The following is a 24438-nucleotide window of genomic DNA, read 5'->3' on the forward strand; positions in this document are numbered from 1 at the left end:
CGTGGACGCCGCCCTTGTCGTTTCCGGTCTGCGGTTCGGTCAGTGAACCGTCGGCTGCTCCACCGTCGTGCCGTCCGACACGGGCGTGATCGGCACCGAGACCGAGGGGCCGGCGTTGGGGAAGTTGTTCTCGTCGCGGTTCGGGGCGAGGCCCTTCTCCAGCAGATCCTTGATCTCCTGCCCCGACAGGGTCTCGTACTCCAGCAGCGCCTGGGCCAGGGTCTCCAGGTCGCCGGCCTTGTCGGTCAGGATCTGGCGCGCCTCGTCCCATCCTGCGGTGACCAGGCGCTTGACCTCGCTGTCGATGGTGCGCGCGGTTTCTTCGGAGATGTTCTGGCTGCGCGCGACCGAGTGGCCCAGGAAGACCTCCTGCTCGTTCTCGCCGTAGGCCACGGTGCCCAGCACTTCCGAAAAGCCCCACTGCGTGACCATGCGCCGCGCCAGCTTCGTGGCCTGCTGGATGTCCGAACTGGCGCCCGACGTGATGTTCTCCTTGCCGAAGATGATCTCCTCGGCCACGCGGCCGCCGGCCATGATGGCGATGCGATCGACCATCTGCTGGTACTTCATGGAATAGCGGTCGCCTTCCGGCAGCTGCATGACCATGCCCAGGGCCTGGCCGCGCGGAACGATCGTCGCCTTGTGCACCGGGTCCGCCATCTTGACGTTGATGGCGACGATGGCGTGACCGCCCTCGTGATAGGCGGTCAGGCGCTTCTCTTCCTCGTTCATGGCCATCGACTTGCGCTCGGCGCCCATCATGACCTTGTCCTTGGCGTCCTCGAAGTCGCGGTGGGTCACCATGCGGCGATCCTTGCGGGCCGCCATCAGGGCGGCTTCGTTGACCAGATTGGCCAGGTCGGCGCCCGAGAAGCCCGGCGTGCCGCGGGCGATGGTCTTGGTGTTGACGTCGCTGGCCAGAGGCACGTCCTTCATGTGGACGCGCAGGATCTTTTCGCGGCCGTTCACATCGGGGTTCGGCACCACGACCTGACGGTCGAAACGGCCGGGACGCAGCAGGGCGGGGTCCAGGACGTCGGGACGGTTGGTCGCGGCGATCAGGATGATGCCTTCGTTGGATTCAAAGCCGTCCATCTCGACCAGCAGCTGGTTCAGCGTCTGTTCGCGCTCGTCATTGCCGCCGCCCAGACCGGCCCCGCGATGGCGACCGACGGCGTCGATCTCGTCGATGAAGATGATGCAGGGCGCGTTCTTCTTGGCCTGTTCGAACATGTCGCGCACGCGGCTGGCGCCGACGCCCACGAACATCTCCACGAAGTCGGAGCCCGAGATGGAGAAGAAGGGCACGCCCGCCTCGCCCGCCACGGCCCGGGCCAGCAGCGTCTTGCCGGTGCCGGGAGGGCCGACCAACAGGGCGCCCTTGGGGATCTTGCCGCCCAGCTTCTGGAACTTGCCGGGATCCTTCAGGAAGTCGACGACCTCCTGCAGTTCTTCCTTGGCCTCGTCCACGCCGGCGACGTCCTCAAACATCTTGCGGCCCTTGTGCTCGGTCAGCAGCTTGGCCTTGGACTTGCCGAAGCCCATCGCCCCGCGCGCGCCGCCCTGCATCTGGCGCATAACGAACAGCCATAAGGCCACGATCACCACGATCGGCAGCAGCAGGCCGAGCAGGCCCATCCACCACGGCTGGCGGGTGGACTTGGCGTCGACGCTGACCCCGTTCTGCATCATCGAGGCGATCAGCTCGGAGTTGGGATAGGGCGTGGTGGCCGTGAAGCGGGTGTTGTTCTTGTAGACGCCCTCGACCTGTTCGCCGCGCACGACCACCGACTTGATCTCGCCGGCGGCGGTCTGCTGGACCAGCTGGGAATAGGTCACGGGCTGGGGACGGCCGGTGGGCGCTCCGGCCGCCGCGCCGGGCATGACGGGCGAGCCGCCGTTCTGGGCGAAGGCCGCCCAGACGACCAGAACGGCCAGGATGGCGACGCCGCCAAGGGCAAGGTTACGCAGGTTCATTCCGTCTCTCGATCTCCCGGTCGGGGCCGTCCGGCGCCCGCCGTGTGTCTAGTCCCCGCCAAGATAGGCCTTCATGCGGCGTTCCGCCATCGGACGGACGGGCCAGAGCGCTCTCCTGCGACAACCGGCCCTGAGCGAGCGCCAGGCGGTCGGCGACGAGGGCGCGAAGACCCATCCGTTCTCCTGCAAGAATCGGGGCGCCGCTTTCGTTCCGGATCAGGACGGGCATGGTCGGGCGTACGCCGGCCGGCAGGGCCGCCAGCCGGGCCCTGTCGGCGTCCGACAGCCGCGACAGGACGCCTGCGGCCGGCGCGACGCTGAAGCCTTTCGGTGGATTGAGTTCAAACCGCCCGTCCCAGACGCCGTCGATCAGGCCGGGCGGGCGGCGGGCGAACTCCCCAGCCTCGCGATACACGGTCAGATCATCACCCGTCGCCTCGATCCGCGCACCGCCCAGCACGGCGACCACATCGCCCGGCGCCGCCAGTCGGTCGGACAAGGACGCCAGCGCGCGGCCACGCGGCGGCCGCTCGCCCCCCGCCGCGCAGACGACGGCCAACGCCAGGTCACGCAGGCCGAGGCGACGCGAGCCCCGGATCACTCCGAATGCGTCCACGGTCATCTCGGCTGGAATGAGCGGGGTCGTCCCGGCGAGCGGCGCGATCGTCCCAGCCAGCGACTGCCTTGCGCGGGCCCGGGCGAAGCGGAGATCGTCATTGGCCGGGTCATCGATCCACGGGAGGCCGCGCGTCGTCAGATGATCCCGCAAGGCTGCGCGCGATACGCCCAGCAGAGGCCTCAACAGCGCCAGGCTGCGTCCCTCCGGCCAGACCGGGCTTGGGCCCCATTCGGCCAAGCGGCCCAGCGTCGAACCGCGCGCCCGCATCCAGTCGGCCTCCGCGATGTCGTCAGCGGTGTGGCCCAGCAGGATGACGTGAGCGCCGGCCTGACGGGCCGCCTGCGCCAACAATCTGTGCCGGGCGGCGCGGGCGGCGGCGGGCAGGCCGGTCAGGGGTTTGTCGCCCGTCCAGGACAGGGCGCGGAAAGGGGCGCCGGCGCGCCCAGCGGCCTCGGCGGCGAAGTCGGTCCAGTCGCCGCTCTGGGGCGACAGGCCGTGGTCGACGGTCAAGACGATCAGGCGACGGCCGCGCGCCTCGGCCCAGGTCGTCGCCAGATCCAGCAAGGCGAGGGAATCGCCGCCGCCTGACAGAGCGATGGCGACGGGACGTTCGACATCCGTCTCAAGCCGCGCGTCGAGCCGCGCGAAGACCGCCTCGATCAGGCCGCGCACTCGGCGCGGGTGCGGATCGCCCCGGCGCGTGTGCGCAGGTTCGGCGCCGCCGCCTCGGCATACCGACGATTGAACTCGCCCAGCGCGCCGCAGGCCTGGGTCTTGCGATCCGTGGCGACTAGGTTCTCGGCCAGCTTCAGCGTCGTCTCGCCGGCCCAGGTGATGCGCGGCCAGCCCTGCAGGGCGGCGGCGTAGGCCGCGACGGCGCCGGCGCGGTCGTTCTGCGCTACCCGCAAATCGCCCAGGCGGGAGTTGGCTTCGCGCGCCTCGTTGGTGTCGGGCCAGGTGACGGCCACGGTCTGGAAGGCGCGATCGGCGCGGGCTGGGTCGCTCTTTACCAGTTCGATGGCGGCGGCCAGATCGCCGGTGGCGCTGTTCGTGGCGCTGTCCGCCGTGATCGGCGCATTCAGCTCGTTGGCGCGCTCCAGCGCGGCGATGCGGTTGTCGGTGTCGGTGATGCGGGCGCGCAGGGCCGCGTTGTCGCGGTTGGCCTCTTCAAGCTCGAAGGTCGAACGTTCGAGGTCGCCGTTCATCCGCTGCAGGCTGTCTTCCAAGTCTCCCAGGCGCCGCGTCAGGTCCGAGACGCTGCCTTGCAGGGCGACAACCTCGGGGTCCGGCTCGACCAGCACGGGCTGGCCGGCGGCGTTGCGCTGCGTCACCGCGCGCTCCAGCCGGCGGACGTTGCGATCCAGCTGATCCAGGCGGCGCTTGTCCCACTGAATGGCGTCCGGCGGCAGCTGCGTAGCGGTCTGGGCCGCCACGGCGCCGGCGATCAGGGTCAGGCCGACGGCCGTCGACAGAACGGCGCGCGAGCGGAGGGAAGGAAGCTTCGGCATCATGGTCGGACGGTTCCACCGTTTTGCGGCGACGGCAAGGCGTGAAGCCTGACAACGGGTCAAGAGAAGGCCGGCGGAACCTTCGTCCCGCCGGCCCAACTCATGCGTTCACTGCGCTGTTAGCGCACCGCGCCCGAGACGATGGCGGTGTGGGCGTTGCGGTTGCGCGCGAAGGCGTCCTCGTTCGAACCGGCGGCGATCGGCCGCTCCTTGCCGAAGCTGATGGTGTCGATCCGGCCGGCGGGGATGCCGCGGTTGACCAGATAGGTCCGCACGGCCTCGGCGCGGCGCGCGCCCAGGGCCAGGTTGTATTCGCGGGTGCCGCGTTCGTCGGCGTTACCCTCGATCCGGACGGTCACGCCCGGGTAGCGCTGCAGCCACTGCGCCTGAGCGTCCAGGCGCGGGAAGGCTTCGGAGCGCACTTCGTAGCTGTCCAGGTCGAAGTAGACACGGTCGCCGATGTTGACGACGAAGTCCTGCTCCGAGCCCGGGACGGCGGCGCCCATCTGGCCGCCGGTGACCGGTCCGGTCGGGGCGGTCGGATAGGCGGGGGTCGAGGGGCCGGCCGGGGTCACATCGACAGGCGGCTTCTTGGTGCAGGCGGCCATGGCGATGACGGCGAGGCTGACGGCGCCCAGGCGGGCGATGGTTGTCTTGTTCAGGGTCATTGGGTCGTCTCCTTTGACATCATTGAGGACGGCGGCCTCAAGCTTGGCTGTTCGAAACTGCTACCGGCGTGGACCGGGCTTGGCTATCGGCGATAACGCACTGTTGAGCCGGTTGGCTCCCGCGCTGCCGGGAACCGGCCTCAGGCGGGGCAGGCGTCCGGCCCGCGCGAGGGGCCGATGTCGATGGCGGGCGCGTCCAGCAGGGGCGACCACGCCGGATCCTCGCCGCCGCCGAAGTAGCCGGCCTGCGAGATGACGCGGCCCGACAGATCCACGGTCCACAAGCGAGTGTCCCCGCCCGGCGAGCGCCGCGCGAACATAACGTAGCGGCCATTCGGAGCCCACGACGGACCTTCCTCGAAATAGCTGGACGACAGCGCGCGCTCGCCCGAGCCGTCGGCGTTCATGACGCCGATGCTGAACCGGCCGCCGCCCTGTTTGACGAAGGCGATCAGGTCGCCGCGCGGGCTCCACACCGGGTTAGTATAAAGGCCGCCGCCGCGCGAAATCGGCCGCTGGCCCGAGCCGTCGGCGTTCATCACGTACAGACGCGGATTGCCCGAGCGGTCGGAGTTGAACACGATGCGCGAGCCGTCCGGGCTGAACGACGGCGAGGTGTCGATGCCGGGATCGCTGGTCAGGCGGCGCAGGTCACGTGTGCGCAGGTCCATCGTATAGACGTCGGTGTTGCCGCGCCGGATGATGGAGAAGGCTACCTTGGACCCGTCGTTCGAGAAACGCGGCGCCAGCACCTGGCCGTCGAACTCGCCCAGGCTTTCGCGCCGGCCGGTCGACAGATTGTACAGGTAGATGCGGCTGTAATCCTTGCCCAGCGCCACATAGACGATCTCGTCCGGGCTGTTGGCGGCGAAGCGCGGCGACATGATCACCTCTTCGCCCTGGGTCAGATAGACCGGGCTGTCGCCGTCGGAATCGACGATGGCCAAGCGGCTGAGGCGGTTCAGCTGGGTGCCGCTCTCGGCGACGTACAGCACGCGGGTGTCGAAGAAGCCGCTCTCGCCCGTCATCCGCGCATAGACGACGTCCGCGATCTTGTGCGCGATCCGGCGCCATTGTTCTGGCGTGGCGGTGAACTGATAGCTGACCAGCTCGCACTGGCGGTACGGGTCATAGAGGCGGAAGCCGACGTCGTTGCGGCCGTCGGGCCGCGGCGTGACCGAGCCGTACAGCAGCGCCTGGGCGCCGATGCCGGTCCACTGCGGGAAGTTCGGCGCGTTGGCCACCGTCATCCCTGTCTCGGTGAAGCGCGCCGGATCCAGCGGTTCGAAGAAACCCGAGCGGCGCAGGTCGGAGCGGATCACGCCGGACAGGGCGTCGCCGTTCTGGCCGCTGAACGGAGCGACGGCGATCTGCAGGGCGCTTAGAACACCCTGATCGACGATGACTTCTTGTCCACCACCGTTTGGCGGCGCGGCGGTCGTCGTCTGGGCTTGCGACGCCAGTGGTGCGGTGGCGACGGCGAGAGCCAGCAGGGCGGCGAGACGCATCGAGAATCTCCGGATCGGGTGTCTGGGAGGGCCTATTGGCAGTGGCCGACGGTAAAGATCAGCTTCACGGTGAATGCGGCGACTTTACGGATCGTTCCTGTATGGACCGCCCTTACCGGCCCGTGCACATGGTTGCCGTGCGGAAAGAGAACGCCACTTCCTGTTCGTCATAGCCTGCGGGCATGTCGAAGGGGGCGGTCGCTCTCAATGCCCGCATCATACTGTCCGCCGAGGCGCGCCAGGTGGGGTCCGACCGCGTCTGGGTCAGTTGGGGTGAGCCGACAATCCGCCCATCTGCGGCCAATCGCACGCGAACTCCGATGGTCAAATTGTCGGCGCCCGGTAGCTCGCAGTTGATGTTCCAGTTCGGCCTGATCTGAGCGGCGAGCGCCTGCAAGCTGGCGCGGCCGATGGCCTGGGGCGCGGTTCCGCGACCCTGTTGTCCGGCGGCGGGGCGGCCCTGGGTCGTGCCCGGGCGGCGCGGGCCGGCCAGGGCGTCCAGGTCCAGCGTCGGCTCCTGACGCGGTGGGGCCGGCTGGGGACGGGGCGGGCTGGGCCGAGGCGGGGTCGGGCGGGGCGGCGTCGGACGCGGCGGCTGCGGCCGGGGCGGAACCGGGCGCGGCGTGGGCGTCGGCACAGGCTTGGGCGGCGTCGGCGCGGGCGGCGTCGGCGGGGTGGGCTGCGGCGGCGTCGGATCGGGGGTCGCCGGCGCGGTGGCGGCGTTGTCCGGGCTGGGCTCGGGCTGGGGATTGTCCGCCGGTCCTGCCTCGACGATCTGGTCCGAAACGATCGACACCGGCACTGAGGACGGCAGCGGCTTGGGTTCGGTGCGCGGCCAGGACACGAAGGCGAGCGCGACCACCCCGGCGTGCAGGGCGATGGATCCCAGAATGGCGGGGCTGGGGCGACGCAAGATCTAGCCGCCCGCCTCGTCGGGAGCCGTGTCAGTGATCAGGTTCATCTTGGTGAAGCCGTTGGCCGACAGTCGCGCCATCACCCGCGCCACCGCCTGATAGGGGGCCTGGCCGTCGGCGCGCACGAACACCGGGCGTTCCGTAGCGTCGGGACCGCCGCCGGCCGCCTCTGTCACGCGCTGGGCCAGGGCGTCGAAGGCGACGTTGTCCTGATCCAGATAGATGTCGCCGCGCCGGTCGATCGAGATCGAGATCGGCTCATTCTTCATCTCGACCGCACTGGCCTCGGTCTTGGGCAATTCGACCGGCACGCCTACCGTCAGCAGCGGCGCCGAGATCATGAAGATGATCAGCAGCACCAGCATGACGTCCACCAGCGGCGTGACGTTGATCTCGGTCAGCGGGCCCTTGCGGCGACCGCCTCTGCGCCCGCGGCCACCACCGCCGCCTCCACCGCCCAGGGCCATCAGATCCCCCGGCGCAGGCTGAAGTCGCTGGTCGGCGGCGGGGGCGCGGGCGGGGCCGAGCCGGGCGTGCCCAGACGGCGCGCGACCGAGGCCTGCAGGTCGTCGGCGAAGCTCTCCAGACGGCCGGTGAACTTGCCCGCGTCGATCGAGAACTTGTTGTAGGCGATGTAGGCCGGGATGGCGGCGGCCAGGCCGATGGCGGTGGCGAACAGGGCCTCGGCGATGGCCGGGGCCACGGTCGTCAGGTTGGTGTTGCCCGCCTCGGCGATGCGGCCGAAGGCGTTCATGATGCCCCAGACCGTGCCGAACAGGCCGATAAAGGGCGAGGCTGTGGCCACCACCGACAGCACGCCCAGGCCGTTCTCGATCCGCTGGCCTTCACGCGCGATCAGGCTGTCCAGCGACCGGTCGATCCGGGTCATCAGCAGCCCGCCCTGATGCTCGTTCAGCGACCCGCGCGACCGCGCTTCGCGCCAGTCGGTCATGGCCAGCACCAGCATCCGGGGCAGGGCGTGGGTCGGCGCCGAGCCGGCCTGTTGCGCCAGATCCTCCAGCGTCCTGCCCGAGGCGATGGCGCCCTCGAACTGGTTGGCCTGCTTGTTCAAGGCGGCGAAACGGAAAGCCTTGTCGATGATGATCGTCCACGACCACAGCGACGCCGCCGCCAGCCCGATCATCACCGCCTTCACGACCCAGTCGGCGGTCATGAACAGGGTGACGGGGTTCATCATGGAGGCGTCGGCGGCAACGGTCATTCGGGCGCTCCGAAAGGCGAGAGGTCGCGAAAGCCCCTATTCAGCGGGCGCAGACGACCTTTGTGTGGCGATGCAGCGAAACTTAGCCGGGCGGCGCGGCGACGTCACCCGGCTTCGCCCGCCAAGGCTATTCGGATCGGTTGGTCGACGGCTGGACCGCGACGGTCGCCGGGGCGCCCACGCTGACGATCACGCCCTCGTGGCCCTCCTTGGCGATCGAATAGGTCGCCGCGTCGCGCAGCAGGGCGTCCTGGCAGGCCTGGTCGTTCGGGCGGCCCAGGTCGGCGCAACCCTGACGCGCCGCATCGGCCCAGCCGCGCACCCGCCGCGTCGCCGCCTCGGCCCGCTTGATCGATGCCTCGTCCTCAGCCGCCGCCTGGGCGATCAGCGCCTGGCGCGCGCCCTGCTGGTATTGCAGCTCGGCCTGGCCGGCCATCTTGCGCTCCCAAACCTTATAATAGGGGCAGCCGACCAGGCCGCCGCCGAACAGGATCAGAGCCAGCAGGCACAGAACGCCCAGGATGCTCCAGGACTGACGGTCGGACATCGGCTTTCCCCTCCGGTGAGGCGATGAATCTAACCGGCGGTGGCGCCCGACGCCAGCCACGGCGTCGTCTTGGCCTGCATGTCGCGACTGGGCCGGCGGGGGCGGCCGTCCATGTGGATGAAGACGGCGACCACTTCGGCGGTGCACAGCACTTCGCCGTCCCGCTCGACCGACTGGCGGATCATGAGGCGCGCGCCCTTCGCGCCCGTGAAGCGGGTCCGCACGATCAGGGCCTCATCGATCCGTGCGGGCTTGAGGTACTTCAGGTCCAGGCTGGACAGGGCGAAGGCGGCCGGCTCGGGATCCGCGGCAAGATCCCAGTGGCCGACCCCGATCACGCGCAGGAAGTCGCTGCGCCCGCGCTCGAAGAAACGCACGTAGCTGCCGTGATAGACCAGACCAGTGAAGTCCGTGTCCTCGTAATAGACCCGCACCGGCAGCAGGTGATCGAGGCCCTCGGTGCGGCCGGCGGTCGGTTGGTCGGTGGCGCTCATCGTCGACATATCGGCCCGAGCGGCGCGGGCGACAACAGCCGTTTCCCGCGGCCGTTCGGCTTGTTCGACGGGCGACGCGCGCTAGGCTGGCGTATGGCCGTCCCTCCGACCCCCGACCAGATCGCCCAGGCGCGTCTTGCGCTGGTCGCCGCCGATCCGGCGCTGGCGCGGGCCGACGCCCAGACGCCGGCGTTCGAATGGCGCGCGCGCACAGGCGGGTTCGAGGGTCTGTTCCGCATGATCGTGGAGCAGCAGGTCTCCGTCGTCGCCGCCGCCGCCATCTGGAAGCGGGTGGTCGAGGGGTTGGACGGGGCGGTGGCCGCCGACGCGGTGCTGGGCAAGGACATCGAGACGCTGCGCGGGTTCGGCCTGTCCATCCAGAAGGCCAGGTATGGCCATGAGATCGCCCGCGCCCAGCTCGAGGGCGGCGTCGATTTCGACCATCTCGAGCGACTGGACGACGTTGAGGCGACGGCCGCGCTGGTCTCCATCAAGGGCGTAGGCCTGTGGACCGCTGAGACCTTCTTGATGTTCTGCGAGGGTCGCACCGACGTCTTCCCCGCCGGTGACATCGCCTTGCAGGAGGCGCTGCGCTGGGCCGATCGGATGGAGGCGCGGCCGTCGACCAAGGCCACATACGCCCGCGCCGAAGCCTGGGCCCCGCATCGCAGCGTGGCGGCGCATCTGCTGTGGGGCTGGTACGGCGGCGTGAAGCGCGGCGACGTCCAGCTCGAAGCCGCCGAGACCCAGGCGGCGGCATGACCCCCTTGGTCGATCCCGAAACCGCTCGCGTCCTGACCGATCCGGTCACGGTTCTGGGCGCCCTGGACTTCCTGGGCGTCGCGGTCTTCGCCGCGACCGGCGCTCTGGCCGCCGCGCGGGAGAAGCAGGACCTCGTCACCTTCGCCTTCTTCGGCGCCATCACCGGCGTGGGCGGCGGCACCCTGCGCGACGTCTTGATCGGGGCGCCGGTCTTCTGGGTGCAGGACTGGCGCTACATCGCCGTCTGCCTGGCCGCCTCGCTGGCCATCTGGATGCTCGGGCCGAGGCCGTGGCGGTTTCGGCTGTTGCTGTGGCTCGACGGGTTCGGCCTGGGCGCCTATGGCGTCATGGGCGCGGCCAAGGCCTGGGCCTTTGGCGTGCCGCCGCTGATCTGCATCGTCATGGGCGCATTAACCGCCTGTTTCGGCGGCATCGTTCGCGACCTTTTGGCCGGCCAGCCGTCGATCCTGTTGAGGCGCGAGGTGACGGTGTCCGCCGCGCTTCTGGCCGCGACCGTCTTCGTGGTCCTGCGCGCGTTGAGCGTCGAGCCCTGGCCCGCGGCCTTCGTGGCCGCGCCCTGCGGCTTCGCCCTGCGCGCCGGGGCGCTGTTGTGGGGCTGGAGCCTGCCGGCGTTTCCGGGCGGGCCAGAGGCCCGCTGACTGTCGCCGAACCGACACCGCGTCGTCATGGCGAAGCGTCCGAATCGGGGCTAGGCTGGAGCCACTGACTAGGGAAGGAGACGCGTCTTCAGTCCTGTCGCCTCCATATCCCTTCGCGTTCGCGGGAGGGCCTGATGCAGGTCCTGACCCGTCCCCCCAGCGGCTGGCCGGCGCTGGTGCTGAACGCTGATTTCCGGCCCCTCAGCTATTACCCCCTGTCTATCTGGCCCTGGGAAGAGGCGGTGAAGGCCGTCTATCAGGAGCGGGTCGAGGTGGTGTCGCTGTACGACAAGGTCGTGCGCAGCCCGTCAGTCGAGATCCAGCTGCCCAGCGTCATCGCGCTGAAGAGCTATATCGATCAGGACCGCCAGCCGGCCTTTACGCGCTTCAACGTCTTCCTGCGCGACGGCTTCACCTGCCAATATTGCGGCGACCACACCGAGCTGACATTCGACCACGTCATCCCGCGCAGCCGGGGCGGTCGCACCACGTGGGAGAACATCGTCGCCGCCTGCGGGCCGTGCAACCTGCGCAAGGGCGGCCGCACGCCGGAGCAGGCCTCCATGCCGATCCGTCGCCGGCCTGACCGACCCAGCGCCTGGCAGCTGCAACACGCCGGCCGCCGCTTCCCGCCGCACTACCTGCACCAGAGCTGGCTCGACTACCTCTACTGGGACATCGAGCTGGAGCCTTAGGGCGTGGGTGTCGTCGCGGCGGGCGGAGCCGGGGCGTCGGAGATTTCGCAGGCGTAGATGGCGCAGTAGCGGCCACGCACGCCGGTCGTGGGGTCGTCTTCCGGCACGAAGTCGCTGAGCAGCGTCTTCATGTCGGTGATCGTGGGCTCGGGGGCCAACGGCGGCTCTCCCATCCTGATCCGTTCGAGGTCCGCCTCGTCGAGATATCGGCTCAGGAAGGCTACGGTCATCCGGCGAAACGGAAGGGCTTCGCGCAGCCAGGGCGTCACCGTTTCAATCCGATCCAGAGCCAATCCACCGACGGGCGTGATGCTGGCCTCCATCGGTATCTCGCCCATCTGCGCGGCGATGATCTCGGCCAGCTCCTTGGCGCGAGCGGACGGCTCCGGCCCGCGGTAGGGCGTCCGTTTCGGCATCCGGTCGGCGTAGTCAGCCATCCGGAAGTTGATGCGAAATTGAGTTCGCCGCGCCACCGGCTCGCCATCCAGCACGGCGGGTCGCATCCGTGCTCCCGCCATCGACTCCAGAGCCAGCTGTTCGAAACCGAGGCCGTCAGGTGAGGCGGCGACGACCTCACACTGGTCCATCGTGCCGTCGACTTCCGCGACACAGCGGAGCGTCACCCGACTGTCCACGCGGATGAAGGCGGCGAAGTCCGGATATTGGGGCTGGGGACGCTGCACCCAGTCCGGCGGCGTGAAGTTGGCTTCCTGCTGCAGGGCCAGCGCCAGAAGGGCGGTCACGATCATGATGAAGCCCCGGCCGACGAACGTCGGCAAAAGACCATCGAAAAACGACTTTGGCGAGAGAAAGTGTGAGCGGCCCGACCGTTCTGTCGGGGGGGGGCGTATGGGCCGGGCCGCTGCTAGCGGCTTCCGCATGAAGCAGGGGGCCGCGCGTTATCAATCGCCGGGCGTGCGATCGGTTCCGACGGGCGCGCGGATTTGCGGGTATAAGCGAAGCGCCTTTCTGTCACCGTCATCCTCGGACTTGATCCGAGGATCAGGCGCCGATCGTGCTGGACAAGTGGCGGCTCACAGCGCGGCGTTTCAGCCTTTCCTGATTGCGCACCGACAACTTGATCCTCGGACCAAGTCCGAGGATGACGGGCGGGAAGGAAGTGCCCGCCTCCCCGCAACGGCCCTCTAAACCGCCGTGCCGCCCACCGTCAGGCCGCCCATCTTCAGGCTGGGCTGGCCGATGCCGACCGGGACGCCTTGCCCCGCCTTCCCGCAGGTGCCGACGCCGGGGTCGAAGGCGAAGTCGTCGCCGATCATTTCGATCTTGGTCAGCACCGTCGCGCCGTCGCCGATCAGGGTCGCCCCGCGCACCGGGGCGGTGATGCGGCCGTCCTCGATCAGATAGGCCTCGGTGCACTGGAAGACGAACTTGCCGTTGGTGATGTCCACCTGGCCGCCGCCGAAGTTGGCGGCGAACAGGCCACGCTTCGTGTTGGCGATCATGTCGGCCTGGCTGTCCTTGCCCGCCTCCATGAAGGTGTTTGTCATGCGCGGCATGGGCATGTGGGCAAAGGACTGGCGCCGGCCGTTGCCGGTGGCCTGGGTGCTCAGCTGACGGGCCGACAGGCGGTCGTGCATCAGCCCGACCATGATCCCGTCCTCGATCAGGACGGTGCGCGACGTCGGCGTGCCCTCGTCGTCGATGCTGAGCGAACCCCGGCGACCCGCGATGGAGCCGTCGTCAACCACGGTCACGCCCGGCGCGGCGACACGCTTGCCCATCATGCCGGTGAAGACCGACGAGCCCTTGCGGTGGAAGTCGCCCTCGAAGCCGTGGCCGATGGCCTCGTGCAGCAGGACGCCGGGCCAGCCGGCGCCCAGGACCACGTCCATCTCGCCTGCCGGACAGTCGACGGCGTCCAGATTGATCAGGGCCTGACGCAGCGCCTCGTCGACCTGTCCCTGCCAGCGGTCGGGCGCGATCCACGCCTCGAAACCCGAGCGGCCGCCGACGCCCGTCGAGGCGGTTTCCCGGCGGCCGTCCTTCTCGACGGTGACCGAGATGTTCAGGCGAACGAGCGGTCGGACGTCGCGCAGCAGGCGGCCGTCCTCTCGCAGGATCTCGATGGCCCGGCGCTCGCCCATCAGGGAGGCGGAGACCTGGACCACGCGCGGATCGCGCGCGCGGGCGAAGGCGTCGATCTCGCCGAGCAGGGTGATCTTGTCCGAGAAGGCCGGCGCGGCCAGCGGATCGACCTCGTCGTAGAGCTTCTGGTTGGTGGCGCGGGGGGCCTGGGCGACAAGGGCCGCGTGACCCGACTTGGCCAGGGCGGCGCTGTCGGCGGCGCGCTTCAGGGCCGCGCCGGAAATCTCGTTGGCGTGGGAGTAGCCGGCCGTCTCGCCCGCCACGACCCGCAGGCCGAAGCCCTCGCTCGCATCGTACGACGCCGACTTCAGTCGCCCGTCGTCGAACACCAGCGCTTCGCTCTCGGTCCGCTCCAGAAACAGTTCGCCGTCGTCGGCGCCGGTCAGCGCGCCCTTGAGGATGTCGAGCGCCTCGTCGGCGCCGACGCCGGACGCGTCGAGCAGGGAGGGAGGCGAGGTGTGCAGGGTCATGGCTGGAAAGTAGGGCTTGGGGCGCGGTTCGTCACCTGCGGCCCCTCTCTTTCGTCATTCTTCGGCGGGGCGAAGCGGAGACCGGGGGATGACGAAAGAGAAAGGCTATCGGGTGAAGGCAAAGACAGAACCGGCGACTTGGCCTAGAGCGCGCCCATGCGTTTCTCCCCGCGCGCCCTCGCTCTGATCGTCCTGCTGTTATCCGCCTGCGTGCTCGGCCTCGCCCCCATCCTAGTGCGGTTGACCGAGACAGGACCGGCGGCGGCGGGCTTCTGGCGCTTCGCCTTCGCCCTGCCGATCCTGGTCCTGCTCGCGGGTCGGCCGGGCGGCGAGGGGATTGGTCGGCCGGGCAAGTGCATGCTGCTGGCCGGGTTGTTCTTCGCGCTGGATCTCAGCTTCTGGCACTACGGCATCGTCATGACCTCGGTCGCGAACGCGACCGTGCTCTGCAACCTGACGCCGGTGGTGGTGACCCTGTTCGGCTGGTTTGTGCTGAAGGAACGTCCAGGGCCCCTGTTCATCGTGGCGCTGGTGGTGGCCATGGGCGGGGCGTTCGCCATGGCGGCGGGGGCGGCCAAGGGCCAGGGGACCAACCCGCCGCTGGGCGACCTGTTCTCCCTGTCGGTGGCGCTCTGGTACGCCGGCTACTTCCTGGCGGTGAAGGCGGCGCGGGCGACGGCGGGGGCCATGCGGACCACGCTGTGGGCCACGCTGGTGGGAACGCCGCTTTTGCTGACCGTCGCCCTGGTGCTGGGCGAGGACATTCTGCCCGAGACCGGGGCGGGCTGGGCCGCCTGCATCGGAATGGGCGTGATGCACGTGGCGGGTCAGGGCGGGGTGGCCTGGGCGCTGGGACGGCTGCCCGCCTCGCTGACGGCGGTGACCATCCTGGTCCAGCCGATCGTGGTGGCGATCCTGGGCTGGTTCGTCTTCGGCGAGACGCTGGCGCCGGTCCAGGCGCTGGGCGGCGCGCTTGTGCTGGGCGCGGTCGTTCTGGCGCAGGTTTCCGCCGCCAGAACGAAAACGGGCGCGAAAGCCGAAGCATCCGCGCCCGTCGAAACCTGATCCCGAACGGGATCTAAGGGCCTTAGAGGACCTTGAGGTTCACAGCCGAGGTCTTGCCGCGCTGGGATTCCAGCTCGTACTCGACCTTGGCGTTCTCATCGAGACCGGCAAGGCCGGCCTTCTGAACGGCGGTGATGTGAACGAACACATCCGCGCCGCCGCTTTCGGGTTGGATAAATCCAAAGCCCTTGGTGGGGTTGAACCACTTGACCGTACCGGTCGCCATGTCAGCGTCTCCGTAAACGCGCGTTTTCCAGGCAGGCGCCCATTGGGGTCGCCCGTCAGCCCATCTGGATAGCTCGTTCAACGAAGGAGCAAGACACGGGTTTGGACCCCGCGCAAAATCCGGACTGCACAGGTCTTGTCTCGCGCAATTTCGAGGCGGTCAACAGCAAAGCGATTCGCGCCGCAGGCGAGCGGCAGTCAGCCGCCGGCCGGTCCGGTCGCGCACAGGCCGCGCGGGGCGCCGTCGACATGCAGATGGTCGCGGTGGGCGGCGTTGTAGTCGGGCGTCAGGACGGTCGAGAACACGCGGCAGGCGCCGTCGCGCAGGCTGTGCAGGAACCGCTCTCCATCCGCCCCCGCCGGGCCCTGGCCGCTCCAGTCATTGGCGACCGAGACCTGTCGACCGTCGGCCAATCGGATCGCGGCGATGTCCAGCGCATTGGCGCGCGCATGCTCGCTGGGCCGGTCGCCCGTGTCGGTCGATCCATAGATGCGGCGGCAGGAATAGCTGCCGAAGTTCTCCACGGCCGCGGGGGCCGAGCCATAGATGTCTCGCGCGGTGGGGCGCAGCACCTGCCGGTCCCAGATGACATAGCGAACGGCCAGCGGGCATTGCATGACCAGCCCGCCGGGGCGCAGCGGCGTGATGTCGCCGCCGGTGATGCGAACCGCCCCGCGCACCTGACAGAAGCCGCCGTCGTCACGGTCCTCGACCCGCTCGACCTTTACGCCCGCCGCTCGCAGAGCCTGGATGCAGGCGTCGGTGGCGCCGGCGACCTGTTCCGGCGGTGCGGCCACCGGCAGTTCGAAATCCGCCACCTTGGACGCGGTCGCGGCGCCGATGGGATGGTCAAGGCTGAGCGGCCGCCAAGGCAGATCCTGCGGCGGCGCATAGACGTTGAGCAGCACGAACAGGGCGCAGGCCGCCAGGCCGGTCTCCCACAGAAGATTCCAGAAGTCGGCGACGTCACGCTTCATGCCGGCGCAAGATGGAGCGGGCCGGTGATGGGAGCAATCCCCGATCCTGCGGCATCGCCGCTGGATCTAGAGAGTCGCGACCAACCGCTGCATCAGTGCGCTGGGCGCGGGATTGGCCAGCCCCTCGTTCACCACCGTCACCAACGCCTTGCCGGCGTCCGGAGCGACGGCGGCCACGACGTGCCACATCGTGTTCGACCCTTCGTGCACCAGGGGGCGGCCTGCCGCCCACGGCCGCGTCGGCAGGACGATCCAGCCGGCGGCGTAGGCTGGCGGCGGCGTCTCGACCGGTGTGGACAGGCGCGTGACGCTGGCCGGCGTCAGCCAGCCGCCGCCTTCGGTCATGAACACCCTCAGGAACCGTGCATAGTCTTCCAGCGTCGCATGCACCGTCCCGGCGGGACCGAGGGCGGCAGGGTTGTCAGCGGCTGCACCGGGCGCGACGGCCCGGCGCGCTGTGCCTTCGCCGGTGTGCGCCCAGGCGTTGGCGCCGCCGTCGGCGTTTGTTTCGGGCGGACCGAAGCCGGCGCTGGCCATGCCCAGAGGCGTGAACAGCTCTGCCGTCATGGCGGCTTCCCACGTGCCGCCGGTGATCCGTTCGATGGCCGCGCCCGCGATGACATAGTTGCCATTGGCGTAGGCGAAATCCCCAGCCGTGCCGGCCGGCGGTGCGTTCAGGAAGGCGGCGGCCAAGGCGGTGCGCTGGTCCTGCAGGCCGCGCGGATCGGCCCGCGCCGTCATCAGCCAGGGCATCCCCATCGCCGTCGCGTCCGCCAGTCCTGCGCGGTGGTGCAGGAAGGTCTCGATGGTGCAGTTCGCCCAGGCGGCATCGATGACCAGGTCGGGGAACAGTTCATTCAAAGGCGCGTCCCAGCGCGCCCGGCCCTGCTCGACCAATCGGGCGTAGAGGGCGGCGGTCATCGCCTTGGTGTTCGAGCCCAGGTGCCAGCGGTCGCGGATCGAGACGGGATCGCCGCCGCCCGCCTGCCGCAGGCCGCGGACGCCCGACCAGATCACGCCGTCCCGCCCGACGATGGCGGCGCCCAGGCCCACGGGCGTGTGCTCGGCGAAGACGGCGTCCAACGCGGCGTCAGCGGATGCGGCGTCTCGGGCCATGGCGGGCATGGCTGTTGCGGCGAGCGCTCCGGCCATCAGGGTGCGACGGTTCGTGATCATGCCGTCACCCTAACGCCGGCTTCCGCCGCTTTCACGTGACAACGAGGACAGGACCGCGCAGCAATGCGGCATGGGAAAATCCGACGACTACGAAGACGCGCTCGAGGCCCTGCAGGGCCTGCTGGTCACCACCCAGGCCTGGACCATAGAGACCGGGGTGCGAACCCTGATCGTGCTGGAAGGGCGGGACAGCGCCGGCAAGGACGGCGCCATCAAGCGGATCACCGAGTTCATGTCGCCGCGCCAGACCCGCGTCGTCGCCTTGCCGAAACCGACCGAGCGCGAGACGACCCAATGGTATTTTCAGCGCTACGTCCCGCACCTGCCGGCCGGCGGCGAGACGGTGATCTTCAACCGCTCCTGGTACAATCGCGGCGGGGTCGAGCCGGTTATGGGCTTCTGCAAGCCCGGTCAGCATGCCCAGTTCCTGAAGGACGCGCCGCGCTTCGAGAAGATGCTGGCCGGCGACGGGATCAAGCTGATCAAGCTGTGGCTCGACATCTCGAAAGAGGAACAGGCCAAGCGGTTGCAGGATCGCGCGACCGACCCCTTGAAGCGGTTCAAGGTGTCGCCGCTGGATGCGGAAGCGCAGAAGCGCTGGGACAGCTATTCGGCCGCGCGCGACCAGATGCTTGAGGCGACGCACACCGACGCGGCGCCCTGGACCGTCGTCGCCACGGACGACAAAAAGACGGCCCGCCTGAACATCATCCGCCACATCCTGCGCAGCATCGGCGCGCCGGGCGTGGAGGTCGACGCGCCCGACAAGGATGTCCTGTTCCCGGCGGACAAGGCCAAGGGCCGGCTGGCGAAATAGGGGCCCTCTCTGCGAACCACGCGTCGCACGAACGCGTCACCCGCCCGGCCAATTCGCGGTCAGGCCTTGCCCTCGGCCGCGATTGCCGTTTTGGGTCAAGCAAAAGTCTACCAAGGGGAAACGCGTCGTGAGTGAGCACCAGCCTGACATCTATCCGGCCGATCCGGCGTTTGCCGCTCAGGCGCACATGGACAAGGCGGCTTACCAGGCGGCGCGAATGGCGGCGCAGACTGATCCAGACGCCTTCTGGGCCGAACAGGCGAAGCGCCTGGACTGGATGACCTTCCCGACCGGGATCAAGGACGTCTCCTTCCACGCCGACGACTTCCGCATCCGCTGGTTCTGGGACGGGGTGCTGAACGTCTCGGCCAACTGCATCGACCGGCACCTGCCGCACCGGGCCAATGAGACCGCCATCATTTGGGAAGGCGACGACCCGAAGGACAGCGCCGCGATCACCTACGGCCAGCTGCACGCCGAGGTGTGCCGGATGGCCAACGTCTTGAAGGCGCACGGGGTGAAGAAGGGCGACCGCGTCACCCTCTATCTGCCGATGATCCCCGAGGCGGCCTACGCCATGCTGGCCTGCGCGCGCATCGGCGCGGTGCATTCGGTGGTGTTCGGCGGCTTCTCGCCCGACAGCCTGGCCGGACGGATCGAGGACTGCGGCTCGACCGTGGTCATCACTGCCGACGAGGGCCTGCGTGGCGGCAAGACCGTACCGCTGAAGGCCAATGTCGACGCAGCGCTGAAGAAGGTGAAGGTCGAGACGGTGCTGGTCGTCCGCCGTACCGGCGCCGACGTGCCGATGGAGCCGGGCCGCGACCACGACTACGCCCAGGAGGCCGCCAAGGTCGCCGCCGAATGCGCGCCCGAGCCGATGAACGCCGAGGATCCGCTGTTCATCCTCTACACCTCGGGCTCGACCGGAAAGCCCAAGGGCGTGCTACACACCACGGGCGGATACCTGTTCTGGGCCGCCTGGACGCACGAGATCGTCTTCGACTACCGCCCCGGCCAGGTCTTCTGGTGCACCGCCGACGTGGGCTGGGTCACGGGCCACAGCTATCTGGTCTATGGCCCGCTGGCCAATGCGGCTACGACGGTGATGTTCGAGGGCGTGCCCAACTATCCCGACACCAGCCGCTTCTGGCAGGTGGTGGACAAGCATCAGGTCGAGATCTTCTACACGGCGCCGACCGCGCTGCGGGCCCTGATGCGCGAGGGCGACGGGCCGGTGAAGGCGACCAGCCGCAAATCCTTGCGCCTGCTCGGCACGGTAGGCGAGCCGATCAACCCCGAGGCCTGGCGCTGGTATCATGAGGTGGTGGGCGAGGGACGCTGCCCCATCGTCGACACGTGGTGGCAGACCGAGACCGGCGGCCATCTGATCACGCCGCTGCCGGGCGCCACCGACCTGAAGCCGGGCTCGGCCACCCTGCCGCTGCCGGGCGTTGAGCTGGAGATCGTCGACGCCAACGGCGCCGTGCTGGCCGGCGCGACCGAGGGCAATCTGTGCATCACCGACAGCTGGCCCGGCCAGATGCGGACGGTCTATGGCGACCCGCAGCGGTTCTTCGACACCTATTTCTCGACCTATCCGGGCCGGTATTTCACCGGCGACGGCTGCCGCCGGGATGCGGACGGCTATTACTGGATCACCGGCCGGGTCGATGACGTCATCAACGTCTCTGGCCACCGCATGGGCACCGCCGAGGTCGAGAGCGCCCTGGTCTCGCACGACGACGTGGCCGAGGCCGCCGTGGTCGGCTTCCCCCACGACATCAAGGGCCAAGGCATCTACGCCTACGTCACCCTGAACGCCGGCGTCGAGCCGACGGACGACCTGCGCAAGGCCCTGGTCGCCCATGTTCGCAAGGAGATCGGCCCCATCGCCGCGCCGGACGTGATCCAGTGGGCGCCCGGCCTGCCGAAGACGCGCTCCGGCAAGATCATGCGCCGCATCCTGCGCAAGATCGCCGAGAACGAACTGGGCGCACTGGGCGACACCTCGACCCTGGCTGATCCGAGTGTGGTCGACGACTTGGTGAAGAACCGGCCGCAGTGATCCTTCTCTCCTTGCGGGAGAAGGTGGCCGCGTAGCGGACGGATGAGGGGTCTCTCGACCTTTCAACGTCTGCGCCCGGATGCGAACGCGACGGCCGCCGGCCGCAGCGCGACCCCTCATCCCCCTGCCGGGACCTTCTCCCGCAGGGGGAGAAGGGACCTTACCGCCGCGTGATGCGTATGGCGGCGCCGCCGCTGCCGGCCAGCGACAGGGTCAGAGTGTCGGTCGACGCGACGGCGCGCGTCTCGCGGACCGTGTCCGTGGGCTGGGCGCCGTCCGTATAGAGCTGGGCCTGGAAGCGCCCCGCGCCGAGGAAGTCCAGCGGCACAGACACCGTCTTCGCCTCTTCATTGTTCATCGCGCCGACCCACCAGTCGCGGCCCTTGCGGCGGGCCAGGACGATGGACTGGCCGACCTCGCCGGTGATGAAGCGGGTCTCGTCCCAAACGGTCGGGACGGCGTCGATGAAGGGCATCTCCGGCTGGCCCGCATAGACGTCGGGGCTGTCGGCGACGATGGCCAGGGGGCTGTCGTAGACCACGAACATCGCCAGATTATGGGCGCGGGTGGTCATCACCGTCGGGCGCAGGAACCGGTGCTCGAAATCCTGCGGCCGCACGTTGTTGAAGCCGCCGCCGGTGTAGTCCATCGGCCCGACCAGCATGCGGGTGTAGGGCAGGGTGACGTTGTGCGTCGCCGTCACGCGGCTGGACCATTTGTTGTACTCGGCGCCCATGACGCCTTCCTGGGTCAGGAAGTTGGGATAGGTGCGGTACAGGCCCGTCGGGTGATAGGCGCCGTGCAGGTCGACCATCAGATGGTGGTCGGCGGCCTGGCCCAGCAGGCGGTGGAACCAGTCGACCATCGGCTGGTCGTCGCGGTCCATGAAGTCCACCTTGATGCCCGCGATGCCCCACTTCTCGTACTGGTCCAGCGCGTCGTCGAACTGGGCCTCCAGCGCCATCCAGTTCAGCCACAGCCACAGCCGCACGCCCTTCTCGCGGCCATAGGCGACCAGGGCGGGGATATCCATGTCGGGCACGGTGCGGGTGATATCGACGCCCGGGCGCATGATGCCGCCGCCGCCGGCGCCGATGTACCAGCCCTCGTCGATCATGACGTATTCCAGGTGGTGTTCGGCGGCGAAGTCGATGAAGCGCTTGAAGGTCTCGGTGTTCATGCCCGAGTTGGGCAGGCCGTCCAGCTGGCCGCCGTTCCACCAGTCCCAGGCCGAGCGGCCGGGCTTGACCCAGCTGGCGTCGAATTCGGGATCGGGGTTCAGGTTGGCGACCAGGGTCGATTCGATCAGGTCGCCGGGCCGCTCGCCGACCATGACGACGCGCCACGGCGTGGTCAGGGGCGCGCCGAGGCGGGTGCGCACGGCGACGGTCCGGTCGGCCGGATGGGGCGCCAGGCTGATCTCCACGCCCGGCTCGCCGTCGCCGCGTCCCGACAGATACATGCCGGCGTAGTGGGTCAGGTCGGCCTCGGCGATGGCGAAGGCCGGGCCGTCCGGCCGCTGGCACATCAGGGGCGCGTCATAGAGGGCGGTGGCGCGCAGGCGCGCGGCCGGGACCGGGTCGTATTCGCCCTCGTGCGAGCTGTTTACCCGGCCCAGGTTCAGGCCCCAGCAGGTCTCGCCGCCCACGAAGCTGAACTGGGTGTTCTCGGCCCTCAGGCTGATCGGCGCCGGGCCGGGATTGGGCGTCGAGACGCGGAAGGCGACGCCGTCGTCATAGGCGCGGAAGGTCAGGGTCAGCTGGCGCGGCGCGGTCTGGCCGCCCGACGGCTCGCTCATCTCCACGGTGCGCTCGACATAGGCCTGGCGCACCTCGCTGGCCTTGCCCAGCAGGGTGTAATGGTCGTCGCCGCGTCGTTCGGTCGAACCCGCAACCTGCAGGTTGGCGCCGATCTGCCCGCCGGTCTCCAGCGTCAGGCCCAGACCCGAGGGCGCCAGAACCGGCTTGCCGTCAAAAGACACGGCGTAGGTCGGCGCGCCATTTTCCTGCTGCGCGAAGTCCAGACGCACCCGACCATCCGGCGAGACGACCGCAAAGGTCTCGGCCTGGACCGCCGTCGCGGCGGCCGCCGACAGGAGTGCGGTGGAAAGTAGCAGGGCAGTGCGCATCGAATTCTCCCTCGGCCTCTGGCGGGCTGCCTTTGCCTTATGTCAGACTATTGTAAGGCAGGCATGCGGCGTTTCACCGCTTGGCTTGGTGAAAGAGTTTTCACCTGTGAGGTTTTCACAGGCTACCGTCTGTGCTGAATGAGACGGGAATGATCGTGACCGCCTCGGCAGGTCGCGGCGAGGGAGGGTAGGCGTATGAAGATGTTGCTGCGAGCCGTCACGGCTGCGCTGATGAGCGCCGGCATTCTGCTGGGCGCCACGGCGTCGTTCGCCTCCGACATTCCGCGCATGGTTCGCAACGGCGACCGGCATGCCCTGATCGTGGACGGCGCGCCCTGGACCATTCTGGGCGCCCAGGTGAACAACTCGTCCAACTATCCCGCGCCGCTGGCCCAGGCGTGGGAGGCCATCGATTACATCGGCGCCAACACCGTGCAGGTGCCGATCGCCTGGGAGCAGATCGAGCCGGTCGAGGGCCAGTTCGACTTCTCCTTCGTCGATCATGTGATCGAGGAGGCGCGCAAGCACGACCAGCGGCTGGTGCTGCTGTGGTTCGCTACCTGGAAGAACACCGGCCCGGCCTATGCCCCCGCCTGGGTCAAGACCGACCGCGCCCGCTTCCCGCTCCTGGTCCAGAAGGACGGGACCGACAGCTATGCCCTGTCGCCCCACACCGCCGCCGGTGTCGCCGCCGACAGCCGCGCCTTCGCCCGGCTGATGCGCCACATCCGCGAGGTCGACGAGCGCCAGCGCACCGTCATCATGGTGCAGCCGGAAAACGAAGTCGGCACCTACCGCTCCGTCCGGGACTATTCGCCCGCCGCCGAGGCCCTGTTCCAGGGTCAGGTGCCGGCCGCTCTGCTCACCCGCCTGAACCGCCAGCCCGGCACCTGGAGCCAGGTTTTCGGCGAAACTGCCGAAGAGACCTTCATGGCCTGGTCGGTGGCCAGCTACGTCGGCCAGGTCGCGGCCGCCGGCAAGGCCGAGTACCCGCTGCCCATGTACGCCAACGCCTCGCTGGCCGACCCCTTCGATCGCCCGCCGCCGGGGACCTACGCCTCGGGCGGTCCCGTTTGGTCGATGATCGAGGTGTGGCAGGCCGCCGCCCCCGCCATCGATTTCCTGGCACCCGACATCTACGACCGGCCCTCGGCGCGCTTCGAGCGGCATCTGGACCGCTACGCCCGGCCGGACAATGCCCTGTTCCTGGCCGAGGTCGGCAATGATCAGGCCTACGCCCGCATCCTGTTCTCGGTGCTGGGGCGCGGCGGCATCGGCTATTCGCCGTTCGGCATCGACTACACCGGCTACGCCAACTTCCCGCTGGGCGCCAAGGAGATCACCGAGGAGACGCTGACGCCGCTGCGCGACGTCTACCGCCTGATCGCGCCGTGGCAGCGCGTCTGGGCCAAGGCCGCCTATGAAGGCCGCGTCTGGGGCGTCACCGAGCCGGACGACCGCAAAGCCCAGACCCTGGATCTGGGCGACTGGACCGCGACAGTCACCTATCAGCAGTGGCAGTTCGGCGCGACCGGCGCGACCTGGTTCGGCGACCTGCCCAAGCCGGAGGCGACCACCGCCCCCAACGGCGGCGTCCTCATTGCCCAGCTAAACCCCGGCGAGTTCTTCCTCACGGCTCATCACGCGCGGGTCGAGCTGGCGCCCAAGGATCCCGCGTCGCGCCGGATGATCCTGCGCTACGAGGAAGGCCATTTCGACGCCGAGGGCCGCTGGGTCTTCGAGCGCATCTGGAACGGCGACCAGACCGACTACGGCCTCAACTTCACCGACCGACCGCAGCTGTTGCGCGTCGTCACCGCCACCTACTGACC

The 24438-nt window shown here is 69.1% G+C and carries 23 protein-coding genes; 7 read left to right on the forward strand and 16 right to left on the reverse strand.

Annotation, left to right across the window (positions count from 1 at the left end; translation table 11 throughout):
• Positions 1–39 precede the first annotated feature (39 nt).
• The 10 genes from ftsH to ASG17_RS04365 form a co-directional block, all read right to left on the reverse strand.
• Complete coding sequence (gene ftsH / locus ASG17_RS04320) at positions 40–1977, reverse strand: ATP-dependent zinc metalloprotease FtsH (RefSeq protein ID WP_056099687.1); 1938 nt, start codon at positions 1975–1977, stop codon at positions 40–42.
• Complete coding sequence (gene tilS / locus ASG17_RS04325; RefSeq protein ID WP_235560355.1) at positions 1964–3268, reverse strand: tRNA lysidine(34) synthetase TilS; 1305 nt, start codon at positions 3266–3268, stop codon at positions 1964–1966. Before tilS ends, ftsH begins: the two co-directional genes overlap by 14 nt.
• Positions 3256–4107, reverse strand: coding sequence for a tol-pal system protein (locus tag ASG17_RS04330; protein WP_156367723.1), 852 nt, complete (start codon positions 4105–4107; stop codon positions 3256–3258). The genes tilS and ASG17_RS04330 overlap by 13 nt, the downstream gene beginning before the upstream one ends.
• A 116-nt stretch (positions 4108–4223) precedes the next feature.
• On the reverse strand, positions 4224–4772 hold the full coding sequence (pal, locus tag ASG17_RS04335; RefSeq protein ID WP_056099688.1) for a peptidoglycan-associated lipoprotein Pal: 549 nt from the start codon (positions 4770–4772) through the stop codon (positions 4224–4226).
• Between the two features lie 140 nt (positions 4773–4912).
• Positions 4913–6280 (reverse strand): Tol-Pal system beta propeller repeat protein TolB, encoded by a 1368-nt coding sequence (gene tolB / locus ASG17_RS04340; protein WP_056099691.1) that lies wholly within the window; start codon positions 6278–6280, stop codon positions 4913–4915.
• Positions 6281–6392: 112 nt separating this feature from the next.
• Positions 6393–7193 (reverse strand): TonB C-terminal domain-containing protein, encoded by an 801-nt coding sequence (locus ASG17_RS04345; protein ID WP_056099693.1) that lies wholly within the window; start codon positions 7191–7193, stop codon positions 6393–6395.
• 3 nt (positions 7194–7196) lie between these two features.
• The gene (locus ASG17_RS04350) at positions 7197–7661 is read right to left on the reverse strand and encodes an ExbD/TolR family protein (protein ID WP_056099696.1); all 465 of its coding nucleotides are present in this window, start codon (positions 7659–7661) and stop codon (positions 7197–7199) included.
• Positions 7661–8416: a protein TolQ gene (gene tolQ / locus ASG17_RS04355; protein ID WP_056099699.1), complete on the reverse strand. Its 756-nt coding sequence runs from the start codon at positions 8414–8416 to the stop codon at positions 7661–7663. Before tolQ ends, ASG17_RS04350 begins: the two co-directional genes overlap by 1 nt.
• A gap of 127 nt (positions 8417–8543) precedes the next feature.
• Complete coding sequence (locus ASG17_RS04360) at positions 8544–8963, reverse strand: hypothetical protein (RefSeq protein WP_056099702.1); 420 nt, start codon at positions 8961–8963, stop codon at positions 8544–8546.
• 29 nt (positions 8964–8992) lie between these two features.
• Positions 8993–9457 (reverse strand): YbgC/FadM family acyl-CoA thioesterase, encoded by a 465-nt coding sequence (locus ASG17_RS04365; protein ID WP_056103070.1) that lies wholly within the window; start codon positions 9455–9457, stop codon positions 8993–8995.
• Between the two features lie 93 nt (positions 9458–9550).
• On the opposite strand from ASG17_RS04365, the gene ASG17_RS04370 reads away from it, so the two are divergent.
• The 3 genes from ASG17_RS04370 (at position 9551) to ASG17_RS04380 (ending at position 11573) form a co-directional block, all read left to right on the forward strand.
• Complete coding sequence (locus ASG17_RS04370; protein ID WP_056099705.1) at positions 9551–10219, forward strand: DNA-3-methyladenine glycosylase; 669 nt, start codon at positions 9551–9553, stop codon at positions 10217–10219.
• Positions 10216–10878 carry a trimeric intracellular cation channel family protein gene (locus ASG17_RS04375; RefSeq protein WP_056099710.1) on the forward strand — a complete coding sequence of 221 codons (663 nt, stop codon included), beginning with the start codon at positions 10216–10218 and terminating at the stop codon, positions 10876–10878. Before ASG17_RS04370 ends, ASG17_RS04375 begins: the two co-directional genes overlap by 4 nt.
• Before the next feature lie 134 nt (positions 10879–11012).
• A complete protein-coding gene (locus tag ASG17_RS04380; protein WP_056099713.1) occupies positions 11013–11573 on the forward strand; it encodes an HNH endonuclease in 561 nt (186 codons plus the stop codon).
• On the opposite strand, the gene ASG17_RS04385 is transcribed toward ASG17_RS04380, so the two are convergent.
• Together ASG17_RS04385 and tldD are read right to left on the reverse strand one after the other, a co-directional pair.
• Entirely contained in the window at positions 11570–12322 is a 753-nt protein-coding gene (locus ASG17_RS04385) for an energy transducer TonB (protein ID WP_162238770.1), read from the reverse strand. The two genes, ASG17_RS04380 and ASG17_RS04385, sit on opposite strands and share 4 nt — an antisense overlap.
• 396 nt (positions 12323–12718) lie before the next feature.
• The gene (gene tldD, locus ASG17_RS04390; protein ID WP_056099718.1) at positions 12719–14149 is read right to left on the reverse strand and encodes a metalloprotease TldD; all 1431 of its coding nucleotides are present in this window, start codon (positions 14147–14149) and stop codon (positions 12719–12721) included.
• A 156-nt stretch (positions 14150–14305) separates the two neighbouring features.
• Here tldD and ASG17_RS04395 point away from each other — a divergent pair, with 156 nt between their 5' ends.
• On the forward strand, positions 14306–15214 hold the full coding sequence (locus ASG17_RS04395) for a DMT family transporter (protein ID WP_056099721.1): 909 nt from the start codon (positions 14306–14308) through the stop codon (positions 15212–15214).
• A gap of 22 nt (positions 15215–15236) precedes the next feature.
• Here the strand turns inward: ASG17_RS04395 and ASG17_RS04400 are convergent, their stop codons facing one another.
• The 3 genes from ASG17_RS04400 to ASG17_RS04410 form a co-directional block, all read right to left on the reverse strand.
• Positions 15237–15440 carry a cold-shock protein gene (locus ASG17_RS04400; RefSeq protein ID WP_056099723.1) on the reverse strand — a complete coding sequence of 68 codons (204 nt, stop codon included), beginning with the start codon at positions 15438–15440 and terminating at the stop codon, positions 15237–15239.
• A 197-nt stretch (positions 15441–15637) separates the two neighbouring features.
• Positions 15638–16417 carry an extensin family protein gene (locus ASG17_RS04405; RefSeq protein ID WP_056099725.1) on the reverse strand — a complete coding sequence of 260 codons (780 nt, stop codon included), beginning with the start codon at positions 16415–16417 and terminating at the stop codon, positions 15638–15640.
• A 66-nt stretch (positions 16418–16483) separates the two neighbouring features.
• On the reverse strand, positions 16484–17593 hold the full coding sequence (locus ASG17_RS04410) for a serine hydrolase (protein WP_056099727.1): 1110 nt from the start codon (positions 17591–17593) through the stop codon (positions 16484–16486).
• A 70-nt stretch (positions 17594–17663) separates the two neighbouring features.
• Between ASG17_RS04410 and ppk2 the strand changes: the two genes are divergently transcribed.
• Both ppk2 and acs read left to right on the forward strand, forming a co-directional pair.
• Positions 17664–18410, forward strand: a complete 747-nt coding sequence (ppk2, locus tag ASG17_RS04415) for a polyphosphate kinase 2 (protein ID WP_056099730.1) — start codon at positions 17664–17666, stop codon at positions 18408–18410.
• A 148-nt stretch (positions 18411–18558) separates the two neighbouring features.
• Positions 18559–20478: an acetate--CoA ligase gene (acs, locus tag ASG17_RS04420; protein WP_156367815.1), complete on the forward strand. Its 1920-nt coding sequence runs from the start codon at positions 18559–18561 to the stop codon at positions 20476–20478.
• Positions 20479–20638: 160 nt separating this feature from the next.
• On the opposite strand, the gene ASG17_RS04425 is transcribed toward acs, so the two are convergent.
• Entirely contained in the window at positions 20639–22606 is a 1968-nt protein-coding gene (locus ASG17_RS04425) for a glycoside hydrolase family 97 protein (RefSeq protein WP_056099733.1), read from the reverse strand.
• A 195-nt stretch (positions 22607–22801) separates the two neighbouring features.
• Here ASG17_RS04425 and ASG17_RS04430 point away from each other — a divergent pair, with 195 nt between their 5' ends.
• Positions 22802–24436, forward strand: coding sequence for a DUF5597 domain-containing protein (locus tag ASG17_RS04430; protein ID WP_056099735.1), 1635 nt, complete (start codon positions 22802–22804; stop codon positions 24434–24436).
• The last annotated feature ends 2 nt before the right edge of the window (positions 24437–24438 follow it).

It is taken from the genome of Brevundimonas sp. Leaf363, from assembly GCF_001424025.1.
Taxonomy (GTDB): domain Bacteria; phylum Pseudomonadota; class Alphaproteobacteria; order Caulobacterales; family Caulobacteraceae; genus Brevundimonas.

Bases quoted from the DNA above. Each gene is read 5' to 3' on its own strand.
- ASG17_RS04395 (WP_056099721.1), top strand. From the start codon at position 14,306: ATGCGTTTCTCCCCGCGCGCCCTCGCTCTGATCGTCCTGCTGTTATCC.
- ASG17_RS04330 (WP_156367723.1), bottom strand. From the start codon at position 4,107: ATGATGCCGAAGCTTCCTTCCCTCCGCTCGCGCGCCGTTCTGTCGACG.
- ASG17_RS04405 (WP_056099725.1), bottom strand. From the start codon at position 16,417: ATGAAGCGTGACGTCGCCGACTTCTGGAATCTTCTGTGGGAGACCGGC.
- ASG17_RS04365 (WP_056103070.1), bottom strand. From the start codon at position 9,457: ATGAGCGCCACCGACCAACCGACCGCCGGCCGCACCGAGGGCCTCGAT.
- tolQ (WP_056099699.1), bottom strand. From the start codon at position 8,416: ATGACCGTTGCCGCCGACGCCTCCATGATGAACCCCGTCACCCTGTTC.
- ASG17_RS04400 (WP_056099723.1), bottom strand. From the start codon at position 15,440: ATGGCGACCGGTACGGTCAAGTGGTTCAACCCCACCAAGGGCTTTGGA.
- ASG17_RS04380 (WP_056099713.1), top strand. From the start codon at position 11,013: ATGCAGGTCCTGACCCGTCCCCCCAGCGGCTGGCCGGCGCTGGTGCTG.
- tolB (WP_056099691.1), bottom strand. From the start codon at position 6,280: ATGCGTCTCGCCGCCCTGCTGGCTCTCGCCGTCGCCACCGCACCACTG.
- ASG17_RS04360 (WP_056099702.1), bottom strand. From the start codon at position 8,963: ATGTCCGACCGTCAGTCCTGGAGCATCCTGGGCGTTCTGTGCCTGCTG.
- ASG17_RS04410 (WP_056099727.1), bottom strand. From the start codon at position 17,593: ATGATCACGAACCGTCGCACCCTGATGGCCGGAGCGCTCGCCGCAACA.
- ASG17_RS04370 (WP_056099705.1), top strand. From the start codon at position 9,551: ATGGCCGTCCCTCCGACCCCCGACCAGATCGCCCAGGCGCGTCTTGCG.
- ASG17_RS04385 (WP_162238770.1), bottom strand. From the start codon at position 12,322: ATGATCGTGACCGCCCTTCTGGCGCTGGCCCTGCAGCAGGAAGCCAAC.
- tldD (WP_056099718.1), bottom strand. From the start codon at position 14,149: ATGACCCTGCACACCTCGCCTCCCTCCCTGCTCGACGCGTCCGGCGTC.
- pal (WP_056099688.1), bottom strand. From the start codon at position 4,772: ATGACCCTGAACAAGACAACCATCGCCCGCCTGGGCGCCGTCAGCCTC.
- ASG17_RS04375 (WP_056099710.1), top strand. From the start codon at position 10,216: ATGACCCCCTTGGTCGATCCCGAAACCGCTCGCGTCCTGACCGATCCG.
- ASG17_RS04350 (WP_056099696.1), bottom strand. From the start codon at position 7,661: ATGGCCCTGGGCGGTGGAGGCGGCGGTGGTGGCCGCGGGCGCAGAGGC.
- ASG17_RS04425 (WP_056099733.1), bottom strand. From the start codon at position 22,606: ATGCGCACTGCCCTGCTACTTTCCACCGCACTCCTGTCGGCGGCCGCC.
- ASG17_RS04430 (WP_056099735.1), top strand. From the start codon at position 22,802: ATGAAGATGTTGCTGCGAGCCGTCACGGCTGCGCTGATGAGCGCCGGC.
- ftsH (WP_056099687.1), bottom strand. From the start codon at position 1,977: ATGAACCTGCGTAACCTTGCCCTTGGCGGCGTCGCCATCCTGGCCGTT.
- ppk2 (WP_056099730.1), top strand. From the start codon at position 17,664: ATGGGAAAATCCGACGACTACGAAGACGCGCTCGAGGCCCTGCAGGGC.